Source organism: Fructobacillus durionis, from assembly GCF_900112405.1.
Classification (GTDB): domain Bacteria; phylum Bacillota; class Bacilli; order Lactobacillales; family Lactobacillaceae; genus Fructobacillus; species Fructobacillus durionis.
This window is the reverse complement of record NZ_FOLI01000004.1, coordinates 95,248-108,493: the sequence shown is the minus strand read 5'-3', so window position 1 is coordinate 108,493 and position 13,246 is coordinate 95,248. Positions and strand designations below refer to the sequence as shown.

Genomic DNA, 13,246 nt, shown 5'->3' with positions numbered 1-13,246 from the left:
ATTGTTTGTTACGAATTGACTTCGCAAATTTGTTAGATTTAGCTGTCAAAGCTAAATCTCGTTACAGATTTGTTTGTTCAAAGTTTTGTTCAGTTTTCAATGTGCTAACCCGATTGGGCAACTCATTTATTGTAACAGATGTTAGCAACTTGTGCAACAACTATTTTGATGAGTTTTGCTGGTGATTATCAAGCAAAACTTGATAACCGCTTGTCCCTCGCAAGGAACAATAATTAGTATACCGACATTGCACCGTTCGGTCAATGCTTTTTTTCAAGAAAATCGATGGATATTCTAAAGACGAATGAGGGTCAAAGACGAGTACAAAACGTTTGTTTTTATCCCCTTATTTCAGCCTTTTAATCAGCTTATCAATTTCTTCTTTCGTTTCATCCCAGTTATCGTTATAAATGACCTCTGCTTGCCCCTGCATTTCAACAGGTAACTGAAGATCCCGTTTAAACTCTGCTGAGTTCAACCGCTTTTCAATTGCCACTTCATCATCCCCACGTCCAACCAGACGTTTCTTTAATATAGAAGCATTTGAAACTGTAATGTACAAAAGGCAGACTTTATCACCCAGCTTTTCAAGGTATGTTTCCCCACCCTTCGTATCTAAAACGATACTAACCAAGTGGTTCTTCTGCCATCCCCGTTCCAATCCTTCCATGGATGACCCATAACGGTTACCAGCGTATTCAACTTCTTCAAGGTAATGGTTCTTTGGAAAAGTCGCAGGACTTTCAAAGTAGTAGTCCTGACCATCCACTTCGCCCTCACGCTTTTTCCGAGTCGTGTGTGTAATAACTTGCGGCACTTGCCACTTTTCTTCTATATAAGAAGCAACGGTACTTTTACCAGCACCAGCCGGTCCCATTAAAACGATCACGCGGTTTTCCATTGGCCATTCTCCTCTCAGCTTGCATCATTTTACCATTAAAATAATCGACAAGCCATTTCGTAACTGCTACAATTAAGTGATAAATTAGAAAAAAGTGAGAATTTTTAAACATGAACTTACTAAAACGAGCCTTCCAACGGGAATCCGTTGAAGGCTACCTTGAAAAAGACGGGCAGATGGCCCGTGTCCTTTCAACAAAGGACTTAATCGGTTTGGGTGTTGGAACCGTAATTGGTTCTGGTATCTTTATTCTTCCCGGCCACGAAGCGGCGAACCACGCTGGACCAGCCGTTGCCATCGCCTTTTTGCTAGCCGCACTCTTTTCAGGAATCTGTGGTATGGCCTTTGCGGAATTCTCTTCCGCCATGCCCGTTGCCGGTTCCGCTTATTCATATGGATCCGTTATCTACGGCGAAATTATCGGTTGGCTTCTTGGCTGGTCACTAATTCTAGAGTATTTCCTTGCCGTTTCAGCCATCGCGACCGGATTTGCCGCCTACATGAACTCCCTACTAGGACAAATGGGCATGCCACTTCCGACCAGTTTGCAAGTTGGCCCCGATCAAGGTGGGATTGTGAACCTCTTGGCCGTCCTCGTTATCTTGGTCTCAACCTTCATTTTATTTGCAGGTCTGTCACAGTCCAAAAAAGTCGAGAACGCCGGCGTTATCTTGAAGATTGCCATCATCTTACTCTTCATTATTGGTGGCCTTTTCTTCATTAAACCTACTAACTATTCTAACTTTTACCCTAAGCAATTCCAAACGGGTCTTTGGGGTCTGGGCGGTATTACCGCAGCTACGGCGTCCATCATCTTCTCCTTCCTTGGTTTTGACACGATTGCCGCCCACGCTGCCGAAGTTAAGAACCCAACGAAGACGATGTCACGGGGTATCTTGGGAACGGTTGTGATTTCTTCAACCCTCTACACACTCTTCGCCATTGTTTTGACGGGAATTGTTAACTACAAGAAGCTCGGTGTTGATGATCCCGCTGCCTTTGCTTTGCAAACCATTAAGCAGACACAGTTCTCCGTTGTGATTACAATCGGTGCCTTAATTGGAATGTTTACCGCAATCCTCGCCCTTATCTTTGCCTCATCCCGCTTGGCCTACTCGTTCGGTCGAGATGGATTGATGCCAAAGGGACTTGGACGTGTCAACAAGAATCACTTACCACAAAACGCCATCATCTTAGCCGTGGTAGTTGAAACGGTCCTTGCCGGATTCATCCCACTATCAACCCTAACCAACTTGATTAACATCGGTACCTTGACCGCCTTCATGTTCATCACTTTCGGGGTTCTCTTCCTACGTAAGCGTAAGGACTTGCAGCACGAAGGATTCAAGATGCCATTCTACCCAGTGCTTCCAGCACTGGCAGCCGGATTGTCACTCTTCTTGATTATCCGACTTCCAATGATTACCCTCAAGCTTTACGCAGTCTGGGTTGTTATCGGGTTGCTCTGGTACTTCTTCTACGGCATGAAGCACTCGGCCATCTCATCCAAGAAAAATAAGTAAACAAAAAAGCGATACCGTTTGGTATCGCTTTTTCTATGCTTATAATTCAACCGGATCCTGGTTAGCAACTAGTCGGGCGTAGGCCTCTGGTTCTAGTTCATTCAAGATTGGCTTAATCTTTTCAATGACTTGAGCGTAATCAAATTCTTCATCATAGAGAACTTGTGCTTCCTTCAAAGCATCACCCATCCGTACGTTTTCCACTGCATAGCGGGAAGCATACTGTAATAAGGCAACGGCTAAGTCTGCTTGTTCAGCGACGACTTTAGCCTCTTCTTTCAAGGTATCCAAATCAGATGAAACAATGTTGACCTGACGCTGGACGGCATCCAAGTCAACACGGGAAGCGTTGACCGCGTCGTCCAAGCGGGTCATCTCGTCTGACATAGCAAAGAAATGGTCCAAGAATAACTGAGGCAATCCGGGTAAATCCCGACGTTCCAACGAACGCTTCAAATCCTTTAATTCATCAATGTAAGCTAGCGAGTATTTCTTAGCCGACTTCAAGGCTGGTTGGAATTCTTCGATTTGTTTGTACAAAGCCACTTGGTCCTGGTCGAGTTCGCCCATCAAAGTCATCCACTTCTGCTGACGTTCGCAGGCATCAGAATAGGTCATCGTCTTATCAGACAGAGCAGAGGAAACTTCCTTTTGCCCAGCAACAAGGTCTTCAATTTCCTTAGCGTACTCCTGTTGCTTGCCCTCTTCATCGTGGGTCAACTGGAAGCGGCCCTTCAGATAGGCCAATTCAATCATCAAGGAGTGATTTTGTTCAGAAATTCGATCAAAAGCCTTTGTTATCAAATCCTGTTGCTTGAAGTAACGGTTATAGGCGTTTAGCTCAAATTCCAACTTATCATAGAGCGCCTGAATTTGCTTATTCAAGCCCAACTGTAAGTCCGTTGCTTCTTTGATTTTCAGATCCTTCAGCGCAGCTAAGGCCGCCATGCGGTCCGCATCGACTCGGTCCAAATCAGCCTGAATGGCTTCATCGTCGAAGACAACACCACGTGCCTCTAGCTTAGCCTTTCCATCAACAATTTCTTGTACTTGATCAAGGTACTTACCATTAATCGCGTTAAAAATCACTGGAACAGACTGAAGATAGTGCGTCATCTGACCGGCTTCCATGCCCAAAGCTTCAAATGCCTCCGATGCCTTCAGTGCTTCACCATCTTCGACCAGTTGCTTATATTCATTATATGAATCTTCGCCCTGCTTAACGAAATCCGTCAAAGCCGCGGCTGCTGGGCCAAAGTTCTCGGGTTCCTCCGCAATGCGCTTTAAGATAACATCACGTTCATCGTGTAATTGTTCAATAGCAGCGTGGTGACGGTCGTTTTGCTTATACAAGTTATCCAAACCGTCCTTAATGCTTGCCTGCACTTGCGCCGCTTCTTTAGTCAAAGCCAACAAGTGACGGAGGGCACGCTTTGTGCCCCAAACGTTCAAGCCACCAGTCTTCGATTCTGCACTGGCATGTTCTTGGTCAATCTTGGCAAAGAGCGTCTTCTTTAAATAGGAATATTGCCCTTGAATTGTTTCGTATTCCTTCAAGGCCTGCCCAGAAAGCGAAATCTTCCGCGCGTCCGCAATCATTTTTTCCACGTGTTCATTTATAAGAGCTTTTTTTGCCAGCTCAAAGTCGGCCACCTGCCCTGCTGCCTTGCGCTGCTCCAAAATCGCCCAGGAAACTGCTGCAAAGACGAGTAGTACAAGAATGATTCCGATGATGATCCACATTGGTTTTATCCTCTTCTCTTCAGTATATGCTAGTATCAACTTTACACTATTTCGACTAGCCTGCCCCTTTCTAGCCCATCTTTTAGACTTTTCTTAACTTTTCAATGGAATAAAAAGTCAATTTCGCCCCGCTTTACCAAGACATCGTTTGCCTTATCCCAGCAATCCTGCTATACTTATGAAAGTTGTTTATTGAGTAGCAGTAGGCAAAGAAGCGCGTCAACAACGTCTCGAATCGTTAGTAAGGGCATAGCTACTGTCCCTGAGAAACGTAAATTTTTGACGCTGCACGCATCTGGTGCTTACCCTTCAATGTACAGCAAAATACATTTTGGAGGACATATATTATGTCACGTTATACTGGACCAAAGTGGCGTGTTTCACGTCGTTTAGGTGTTTCACTTTCAGGAACTGGTAAGGAATTGGCACGTCGTGCCTACGCCCCTGGTGACCACGGACAAGGTCGTCGCGGTAAGGTTTCTGAATATGGTGTTCAACTTCGCGAAAAGCAAAAGTTGCGCTTTACTTACGGTTTGACTGAACGTCAATTCCACGGTTTGTTCAACAAGGCTGGTAAGATTCGTCAAGGTACTCACGGTACTAACTTCATGATCTTGCTCGAACGTCGTTTGGACTCATTGGTTTACCGTCTTGGTTTGGCAACTACTCGCCAACAAGCACGTCAATTGGTAAACCACGGCCACATCTTGGTTGATGGCAAGCGCGTTGATATCCCTTCATACGAAGTGGTACCTGGCCAAGTTATCTCTGTTCGCGAAAAGTCAAAGAACATTGTTCCTATCCAAATCGCTGTTGAATCAGTTGTTTCACGTCCACAATTCGTTGAATTTGACGCTGAAAAGTTGGAAGGTAAGCTTGTTCGTTTGCCAGAACGCGAAGAACTTGATGCCGACATCAACGAAGCATTGATCGTCGAATACTACAACCGTTTGGGATAATTCTTTATATCATTTGGTTGTACAAAAAAGCCAGTGCTTTCTGCACTGGCTTTTTTCTTTGCCATTAAATAGTTAGGAGCACAAAATGAAGAAACAAACTAGTTATCAAGACCTCTTTTTAAGTCAAGACTACCAAACAGCTTTGGCAGCCATCAAGAAAAATCACCAAGATGAAGCGAAGGTAAGGGACTTCTTTAACATTAGCTCCTACTACAAGAAACTCCACCAGGCCATTGCAGCCGGTTCAACTTCCGGTATCCACGCCCCTGTTCGTGGTAACTCCGGCAAGAGCCTTGGCGGTTTTTACTTCCACCACGATTTGGAAAACATTCGCGGTTATGAAAGCTTGAACCAATTCCAGGCTTGCTACCGCATCTTCAACCGTATGAAGGACGAACACCCCGACTACTCGGACGATGAAGCCATCCAAGCTTCTTTCCTCTGTCAGGAAAAGCAAAACATCACCCGTGTTGACCTAATCGAACACATCATTTTGCATTACTTCATCTTGAAGGAGCAAAACACCACTGCCGATGAAGTTCAACACTCAGGCTTCCAGGCACTTTGCCAAAAGTTGGATTCACTTAAGGATTCCAAGGCTCCTTATGATTTAAAGTTGAAGGCCGAAGTTGAAAAGCGTCAGGTTACAGATGACGAAATTCAACAATTGGTTCAGCAAATGAAGGACAAGCTTCCTAAGTAAGCTGTCCACCACTAAAATGAAGACACATAAAAAGTCGAGCCCACGGGTTCGACTTTTTCATTTACTTTTTACTTGTCCAAAAACTTCTTGATGGCAGCGCCTAAACGCTTCATTCCTTCACGGATGGTATCATCATCCACGTTTGAGAAGTTCAAACGCATCGTTCCAGATTCGCTGTCACCAGCATAGAATGGTTCACCAGGAACGAAGGCAACACCCTGCTTAGCACATTCGTTGAAGAGTGCCATGGTATCGATGTCTCCAGGAACCTGACACCAGATGAACATCCCACCTTCGGGGTTGGAGTGCTTAACACCAGCTGGGAATTCTGATTCAATCAACGATTGCATCAATTCAAAGCGGTGCTTGTACAAAGCAGAAATCTTTTCGATGTGCTTGTTCACATCGTTGTGCTTCAAGTAATCAGCAACCAAGTACTGTGAGAAGTTATCCGAGTGCAAATCGGCCATCTGTTTCATCAAAGTGAAGTTCACGATGAAGTCTTCACTGGCCACCACGAATCCCAAACGGAATCCAGGTGCCAAAATCTTTGAGAAGGAAGACATGTAAATGACGTTACCCGTCTTATCAAAGGCCTTCAAAGGTGGCACTGCTTCACCTGAGTAACGGATTGCACCGTAAGGATCGTCTTCCAAGACTGGTACATCGTACTTTTCAGCCAATTCGACGAACTGCTTGCGTCGTTCGACCGGCATGGTACGACCGGTTGGGTTCTGGAAAGTTGGAATTGTGTAAATCAACTTCACTTCAGGATGGGCCTTCAAAGCCTCTTCCAAGGCATCCATACGCATCCCGTCTTCATCCATTGGCACCGTCACAATCTTGGCACCGAATGAACGGAAAACATCAACTGTACAGAGGTAAGTTGGTGCTTCAACAAAGACCGTGTCGCCTTCATCGATGAACATCTTAGCGATTTGCTCGATGGCTTGCTCCGAACCAGTTGAGATGGCAATGTTCTTCACACCACCTTCGATTTGGCGGGGCTTCAAGAAGTTCTTGGCCACTTCGTTACGGAGGGCTGGCAAACCAGCTGCTTCCCCGTACTGCAAGGCTGCGGCGCCCTGCTTGTCAAAAACGCGGTTAGCCGAAGCACGAAAATCTTCGACTGGGAAAAGTTCGGCGGCAGGCAAGCCTCCCGCCAACGAAATGACTTCTGGGTTCGCTGCGGCGTCCAGAATGGCGCCCAACGTATCATTCTCAGTGTTTGGCAAGTGCGTTGAGTATTTAAAAGTCATAACATTACTTCCTTTTCCATTAGTATTATTAAATTCTAACACTTTTCTCATTTATTTCAAATGTATTTTGCAATCGTACAAATTGCTCATCCTTTGTACCCACCCCCTTTTTCCCGTATAATAGGAGAAAGATAAGACAAAGGAGACCGCTCATGGACGTGAACGAACGACTTGAACAAAACCAAAATGGATCTGGGCCAAGCTTAAAACCAGATGAAAAGCGCCTCTACTTAGGAAACTTCCGTGAGCGTGTCATTCTTGCAATTAAGGGATCACAGCTTGGATCAGACGCTAGTAAGGCTGTCCTTGAAGATAAGATGAAGGCTTATCCCGAGGCGACTTTAACAATCGACCAGGACCTAGCCGGTGCTGACTACATTGACTACTTACAGTTAGCTATCAAGGCCGGTAACCCTTACTCACTACTTTCAAACAACGAACGGTCTAAGCAGACAGCAGACCCTTACGCGATGGTCCTTGCTGCCAAAACAGCCGTTAACATCGACAACATTGAGATTTAATTCTTCCCTGACCGGCTCTTGCTGGTCTTTCTTTTATAGATTACGATTCAGAAAGGAGTTGCCATGCCAGCCCAAAAGCCACTAGCCTACCGGATGCGGCCAAAGAAAATTGAAGACATCGTCGGTCAGCAAGACTTAGTCGGTGAAAATAAAATCATCTGGCGCATGGTTGAAGCCAAACGCTTATCGTCCATGATTCTCTACGGACCACCTGGAACCGGAAAAACATCGATTGCCTCAGCCATCGCCGGGTCAACCAACTTTGCCTTTCGTGCCTTAAACGCCGCCACTGATTCGCAAAAGGATTTACAGGCCGTCGCAGCGGAAGCCGCCATGTCGGGTACCGTCGTGCTACTGCTCGATGAAATTCACCGCTTAAACAAGGTCAAGCAGGACTTTCTCCTCCCCCACCTTGAATCCGGAGCTATCATTTTAATTGGGGCCACCACGGAAAATCCTTATTTGAACGTTACCCCAGCCATTCGTTCCCGTACCCAAATTTTCCAGGTTCATCCATTATCGACAGCCGACATCAAAAAGGCCATTGACCGAGCCCTGGCTGATAAGGAAAACGGGTTGGGAAACTACCCAGTTGAAATTACGGATGAGGCCAAGGACCACTTAGCACAGGCCACGAACGGTGACCTCCGTTCGGCCTTGAACTCACTAGAATTAGCCGTTTTGTCAACAAAGGAAAACGACAAAGGCGTCATACCAGTTACTTTAGAAGTGGTCGAGGAAACCTCTCAAAAGCAGGCCCTCGTCGCTGACAAAGACGGCGATGCCCACTACGACGTGATTTCAGCCCTACAAAAGTCAATTCGCGGATCCGACGTTGATGCTGCGCTTCACTACACGGCACGGTTAATTGCTGCCGGTGACCTGCCCATCTTAGTGCGCCGGTTAACGGTGATTGCCTATGAAGACATTGGCCTCGCCAATCCAAACGCCGCCTTTCGGGCGGTAACGGCCATTCAAACGGCTGAAAAGCTGGGACTACCAGAAGCACGGATTCCGCTGGCCAATGCCGTCATCGAGCTAGCGCTGTCACCCAAGTCGAACGCGGCCTACAAGGCGATGGATGCCGCCCTGGCCCAAGCGAGTCGCTCAAAGGCACAAGCTATTCCTGCTCATTTGAAGGACGCCCACTACTCGGGTGCCTCCAAGCTGGGCCACGGAAATGACTATATTTACCCGCACGACTTTGAGAACGACTGGGTGGCGCAGCAGTACCTGCCAGACGCCATCAAGGACGACCGTTACTTCGAGCCAAAGGGTAATTCAACCTTTGAAAAGCAGCTCAAAGAGGTCAATGAAAATCTTAAGAACAAACAAAAAAAGGGCCTAAACCATAAGAAATAATCACGGTAAATTCGTACATGTCAAGACTGTTATTTACTGGATTTTTTCCCTATACTATAGACGAATACTTCGGTATACGCGTTGCCGCAATACCAGCTTTTTCCTTACAACCTTTTTATTCGGGCGGGAATCTCGACCAGTGAGTCAAGCCTTCTCATTTGGTAGGCTTTCTCTAGAGTGAACCACCCACCTCGATAATTTCGAGGAAAATCTGAGCGGCGATTAACGGTGCCAAGGAAGTATCGTAGGCTTGCCCTACGAGTCCACCTGCGGGTGGGCTTTTTTTATTGTTCTTTTCTTCTCAAATGGACTATACTAAAGAAAAAGAGGAGGATAACATTATGACACAGTTCTACCATGATATTCTTGTACCAATGGACGGCTCAAAAGAATCTGAGGCAGCCCTTCACCGTGCGATTACCTTGGCTAAAGCAAACGGTGACGATGCTAAGATTACCCTTGCCAACGTCATTGACACGCGTGCTATTCAGAACATCGCAGCCTTTGATAACTCAATGATTGATACGGTCACCGAAGATGCCCGTAAGATGCTCGAAGGCTACAAGTCCCAGGCTGAAAAGGCCGGCGTTACCGTCGACTACCGCATCGATTATGGTTCACCAAAGGCTCTTTTGGCACACGATATCCCTGATGAAATCCATGCCGACCTCATTGTCATTGGGGCCACTGGATTGAACGCCGTTGAACGTTTAGTTGTCGGATCAGTTACCTCTTACGTCACTCGCATTACCAAAGTCGATGTCCTAGTCGTCCGTGAAATGTGACCCTACTTCAAACACTCTATAAAATAAAAAGCAGACCTTTCGGTCTGCTTTTTTATTTTAAATTAGTTCTTGTTACCGTCTTTACCGTTAAAGGTTCCGACTTTTTCTTCACCCAATGATTCGAATGAGTAAGAGATTTCCTTTGACTTCTTGTAAGCGTCAAATCCATATTGGACAAGCATGTCGGCCAACTTAGCGTTGTCGATATCTGAGTAATCCCAGAGGCGCTTGAAGAGTGACATGTTAGTGAAGCCAGGCAATGTGTTTGGTTCACCCAAGTAAGGCACGTTGTCTTCATCAATCAAGAAGTCCATACGGGCTTCACCCTGCAAGTTCAAGGCGCGGTATGCACGCTTTGACATGTCCTTGATTTCTTCCGTTACGGCATCTGGCAAGTTGGCTGGAATTTCAAAGGCCACGGATGAGTTATCAACGAACTTTGAGTGGTAATCATACCAACCCTTTCCGTCACCACCTTGGTCAGGAACCTTGTGGGCCCCAATTTCAGAAACCAAAATCTTATCGTTACCAATAACGCCGACTTCTAATTCACGAGGTCCATTAACGGCTTGTTCAATCAAAACCTTGTGATCGTACTGGAAGGAATCCTTCAAAGCTGCTTCGTATTCCGCTTCGTTTTCAGCTCGTGAAATACCAACTGATGAACCCTGGTTAGCGGCCTTAACAAAGACAACAGAACCAAGTTGTTCTTCAACTTCAGCCCAAGTCAACTTCTTTTCGTCAAAGGCGTGCGTTACCAAGTACTTGGTATTCCGAACGTTGTTTTGCGTCAAGATTTCCTTGGTCAACACCTTATCGAATGATACGGCGTGTCCACGCAAAGCAGCACCAACGTATGGCTTGTCCAACAAACGGAACAAACCTTGCAAAGTACCATCTTCACCAAGGTTTCCGTGGACAACTGGGAAAAAGATGTCGATTTGACCAAGGTCTTCCAAGGCCTTAATTGGTGAAAGAATACCCTTTTCCTTCAATTCTGCCATGTATGAATCAACCAATGGTTGTTCATCTTCTTGCATCATGATCTTCATTGAACGGTCCGCGTCCAAGAAGTAACCGTTTTGCGCAATGGCAACAACGGACAAGTCATACTTACCAGTTGCTTCCAAAGCCTTGTAGTAGTTGTAGCAAGAACGCTTTGACACATCGTGTTCAGATGAGTTCCCACCAAAAAGTAATACAACGTGTTGTTTAGCCATAAGATTTTCCTTTTCTAAAACTGGTTCCAACCAGTGTTTCATGATAGATAGTTTTTAGTTGCTTGAGCGTAATTCCAAACGTCTTGAGGACTGGCATCCGGCCCAAAGGCCAATACTTGTTGGAAAAAGTCGACCCGAATGTATAACATCTGCCAGTTCGACCTATCCTGCTTAAAGGGCGTATTGACCAGGTCCTGCCGCCAAAGCTTCAATGCCAAGAGCAGGTAGTCACCGTATATTTTATGACGGCGACTCAACTGCAAAACATTACCAACCAAGCGGCCCATCTCACCCATCGTCAACGGCGTATCAATGGAACGCAGGTTCGTCATCAAGCAAGCTAACAGGTAGAGCTTGTCCGCTCTTTTCAAGGCCGGCTGCTCAAAGAGCTGGCCCAGAACATTAGCCAAGTGGGTGTAGGCGTGAATCCAACCATGCCCCTCTACAAAGCCTCGGGTATCCTTTTCCACCAGCATGTAAATGCCAAGCTGCTGAACAATATCAGACAGCAAGGCCTCGGATATAAAGGACTCGGTATTATCCGCGTTCTTACTTAGAAGCAGAGCCAGAACCGCCATCGAATAGGAACGATAGTAGGCGCCATCGTTTTCTTCCTCAAACAGATGGGAGAAGAGCCGGCTGTCATGAATTAATTCTCGGGTTAACCAGTCCAAGGTTTCCGAACTGATATGGTTATTTTGAATAGCGGACCCCAGGAAGAAGAAAGTCCCGCTGTCGCGAACGCTTTCATCTGTCGAAGAAAGTAAAGTCAAGAATCGGCGCAAGTCCTCTTCTGAAACATAAAGGATGCTCTGTTCATCGCCCTGCTTGTTCCAGTTCTCCTGGTACCAGGCCATCCGATTGATGGCCTCATCGGCTGATAAGACAGGCGTAATTGGCGTTGGCTCTTCGTATTCGACTTCGTCGCGAATTGCCCGTAGCAAATCCGGTAACGACTCGAAGAGGTCTCCTGCCCTTAATTGTCGCAGGAGAATATCCTGCTTTTCTGCAATCATGACTAACTGATCCATGATTCCCCCTTATAGTGAGAAGTCATTTGATTCGTTAAAAGTACGACTTTGCTGCTGGTAAGACATCGACATAATTAACCCAACTCCAATCATATTCGAAAGAAGTGAAGATCCACCCTGTGAAATAAAGGGCAATGGAATTCCAGTCAATGGCAACAAACCAATGTTCATTCCAACGTTTTCGAAAACGTGGAAGAGTACCATGACAACAACTCCAGTCGCAATGTAGGCGTAGAAGGAGTTACGGGCTTTAAAAGTCGCCTTAATCATCAAGTACAACAACAGGAAGTAAACGGCAATCAAGAAGGCCCCGCCGACAAAACCAAAGGACTCACCCATCACTGAGAAAATCATATCGGATTCACGAACCGGAACAAAGACTTTCATGTTACCAAAACCAGATCCCCAAAGCTGACCAGACCCAATGGCCTTCAAGTTCTGATAGGTCTGGTAACCGGTATCAGATGTATCTTGTCCAGGGTGCAACCAAGCATCGATACGTGCAAACTGGTAAGCCTGGAACCCAAAGCTACCCAAAATGGAACGTCCCAAAGATGAGGTAACTAAGAATAGGAGTAGGGAACCAAAAGCACCTGCAGCAGCAAGGGCTGGTCCCAAGATACGCCAAGTAACACCAGAAACGATGGTGATTCCACCTAATATGGCAATGAAAACAAGCAAGGTTCCCAAATCGTTTTGCAAAGCAATTAGGAAGGCAACTGGCAGGAATACCCCGACCATCTTACCAATTAACAACCAATCAGAATGAACCGTATGCTCTGGGTAAAGTCGGTTGTGGTTGGCCACAACCTTTGACAGCATCAGTATGAAAGCTGGCTTCACAATTTCTGAAGGCTGCAGGGAAACCGGCCCAAAGGCAATCCAGGACTTGGCACCAGCCGAAGCAGCTAAAGCACGGTTATAGAAAATAAGCACCCCAATCAGCAGGACAATTCCAATTCCATAGGCAACCGGTGCCAACCGCCAAAGTTGGAAGGCATCAAAGCGCATGATAAAAGCAATCATCCCTGCACCAACGCCCCAATAGAGCAATTGCATAATAATTGCTTTCAAGGCTGCTGATTTGCCGTTTCCATCGTTTAGAATGGCAAAATATAATGAATACAGTCCAATTAACATCAGCAGAATCATGACCAGAATCATTCCCCAGTCCAATTCGGATGCTGATGTACGATTTGAATGATGAGCAGCACTACGTTGCATCGTTCTCTCCTACAG

12 protein-coding genes are annotated in these 13,246 nt (G+C 46.0%); 6 read left to right on the top strand and 6 right to left on the bottom strand.

Annotation, left to right across the window (positions count from 1 at the left end; translation table 11 throughout):
• Positions 1–346: 346 nt before the first annotated feature.
• Positions 347–901 (bottom strand): guanylate kinase, encoded by a 555-nt coding sequence (locus BMZ93_RS04610; protein ID WP_091502635.1) that lies wholly within the window; start codon positions 899–901, stop codon positions 347–349.
• 110 nt (positions 902–1,011) lie between these two features.
• Here BMZ93_RS04610 and BMZ93_RS04605 point away from each other — a divergent pair, with 110 nt between their 5' ends.
• On the top strand, positions 1,012–2,424 hold the full coding sequence (locus BMZ93_RS04605; protein ID WP_091502633.1) for an APC family permease: 1,413 nt from the start codon (positions 1,012–1,014) through the stop codon (positions 2,422–2,424).
• Positions 2,425–2,463: 39 nt separating this feature from the next.
• Here the strand turns inward: BMZ93_RS04605 and BMZ93_RS04600 are convergent, their stop codons facing one another.
• Positions 2,464–4,167, bottom strand: a complete 1,704-nt coding sequence (locus BMZ93_RS04600; protein WP_091502632.1) for a septation ring formation regulator EzrA — start codon at positions 4,165–4,167, stop codon at positions 2,464–2,466.
• Between the two features lie 347 nt (positions 4,168–4,514).
• Here BMZ93_RS04600 and rpsD point away from each other — a divergent pair, with 347 nt between their 5' ends.
• Both rpsD and BMZ93_RS04590 read left to right on the top strand, forming a co-directional pair.
• Positions 4,515–5,126: a 30S ribosomal protein S4 gene (rpsD, locus tag BMZ93_RS04595; RefSeq protein ID WP_091502630.1), complete on the top strand. Its 612-nt coding sequence runs from the start codon at positions 4,515–4,517 to the stop codon at positions 5,124–5,126.
• 85 nt (positions 5,127–5,211) lie between these two features.
• Entirely contained in the window at positions 5,212–5,829 is a 618-nt protein-coding gene (locus BMZ93_RS04590; protein ID WP_091502628.1) for a hypothetical protein, read from the top strand.
• Positions 5,830–5,897: 68 nt separating this feature from the next.
• Here BMZ93_RS04590 and BMZ93_RS04585 read toward each other — a convergent pair whose 3' ends face one another.
• Positions 5,898–7,088, bottom strand: coding sequence for an aminotransferase-like domain-containing protein (locus BMZ93_RS04585; protein ID WP_091502626.1), 1,191 nt, complete (start codon positions 7,086–7,088; stop codon positions 5,898–5,900).
• A gap of 152 nt (positions 7,089–7,240) precedes the next feature.
• On the opposite strand from BMZ93_RS04585, the gene BMZ93_RS04580 reads away from it, so the two are divergent.
• From BMZ93_RS04580 to BMZ93_RS04570, 3 genes are all read left to right on the top strand, one after another.
• Positions 7,241–7,609 (top strand): DUF1694 domain-containing protein, encoded by a 369-nt coding sequence (locus tag BMZ93_RS04580; protein ID WP_091502624.1) that lies wholly within the window; start codon positions 7,241–7,243, stop codon positions 7,607–7,609.
• A 63-nt stretch (positions 7,610–7,672) separates the two neighbouring features.
• The gene (locus tag BMZ93_RS04575; RefSeq protein WP_091502623.1) at positions 7,673–8,971 is read left to right on the top strand and encodes a replication-associated recombination protein A; all 1,299 of its coding nucleotides are present in this window, start codon (positions 7,673–7,675) and stop codon (positions 8,969–8,971) included.
• 341 nt (positions 8,972–9,312) lie between these two features.
• Positions 9,313–9,756, top strand: coding sequence for a universal stress protein (locus tag BMZ93_RS04570; RefSeq protein WP_091502621.1), 444 nt, complete (start codon positions 9,313–9,315; stop codon positions 9,754–9,756).
• A 62-nt stretch (positions 9,757–9,818) separates the two neighbouring features.
• Here the strand turns inward: BMZ93_RS04570 and BMZ93_RS04565 are convergent, their stop codons facing one another.
• Genes BMZ93_RS04565 through BMZ93_RS04555 form a run of 3 tightly spaced genes read right to left on the bottom strand, consistent with a single transcriptional unit; the run spans position 9,819 to position 13,231 of the window.
• On the bottom strand, positions 9,819–10,976 hold the full coding sequence (locus BMZ93_RS04565) for a D-alanine--D-alanine ligase family protein (RefSeq protein ID WP_091502639.1): 1,158 nt from the start codon (positions 10,974–10,976) through the stop codon (positions 9,819–9,821).
• Positions 10,977–11,014: 38 nt separating this feature from the next.
• Entirely contained in the window at positions 11,015–12,007 is a 993-nt protein-coding gene (locus BMZ93_RS04560) for a DUF2785 domain-containing protein (RefSeq protein WP_091502620.1), read from the bottom strand.
• 9 nt (positions 12,008–12,016) lie between these two features.
• Positions 12,017–13,231, bottom strand: coding sequence for an FtsW/RodA/SpoVE family cell cycle protein (locus tag BMZ93_RS04555; protein WP_091502618.1), 1,215 nt, complete (start codon positions 13,229–13,231; stop codon positions 12,017–12,019).
• Positions 13,232–13,246: the final 15 nt, after the last annotated feature.

Coding starts and splice junctions, on each gene's coding strand:
- BMZ93_RS04610 (WP_091502635.1), bottom strand. CDS start 901: ATGGAAAACCGCGTGATCGTTTTAATGGGACCGGCTGGTGCTGGTAAA.
- BMZ93_RS04605 (WP_091502633.1), top strand. CDS start 1,012: ATGAACTTACTAAAACGAGCCTTCCAACGGGAATCCGTTGAAGGCTAC.
- BMZ93_RS04600 (WP_091502632.1), bottom strand. CDS start 4,167: ATGTGGATCATCATCGGAATCATTCTTGTACTACTCGTCTTTGCAGCA.
- rpsD (WP_091502630.1), top strand. CDS start 4,515: ATGTCACGTTATACTGGACCAAAGTGGCGTGTTTCACGTCGTTTAGGT.
- BMZ93_RS04590 (WP_091502628.1), top strand. CDS start 5,212: ATGAAGAAACAAACTAGTTATCAAGACCTCTTTTTAAGTCAAGACTAC.
- BMZ93_RS04585 (WP_091502626.1), bottom strand. CDS start 7,088: ATGACTTTTAAATACTCAACGCACTTGCCAAACACTGAGAATGATACG.
- BMZ93_RS04580 (WP_091502624.1), top strand. CDS start 7,241: ATGGACGTGAACGAACGACTTGAACAAAACCAAAATGGATCTGGGCCA.
- BMZ93_RS04575 (WP_091502623.1), top strand. CDS start 7,673: ATGCCAGCCCAAAAGCCACTAGCCTACCGGATGCGGCCAAAGAAAATT.
- BMZ93_RS04570 (WP_091502621.1), top strand. CDS start 9,313: ATGACACAGTTCTACCATGATATTCTTGTACCAATGGACGGCTCAAAA.
- BMZ93_RS04565 (WP_091502639.1), bottom strand. CDS start 10,976: ATGGCTAAACAACACGTTGTATTACTTTTTGGTGGGAACTCATCTGAA.
- BMZ93_RS04560 (WP_091502620.1), bottom strand. CDS start 12,007: ATGGATCAGTTAGTCATGATTGCAGAAAAGCAGGATATTCTCCTGCGA.
- BMZ93_RS04555 (WP_091502618.1), bottom strand. CDS start 13,231: ATGCAACGTAGTGCTGCTCATCATTCAAATCGTACATCAGCATCCGAA.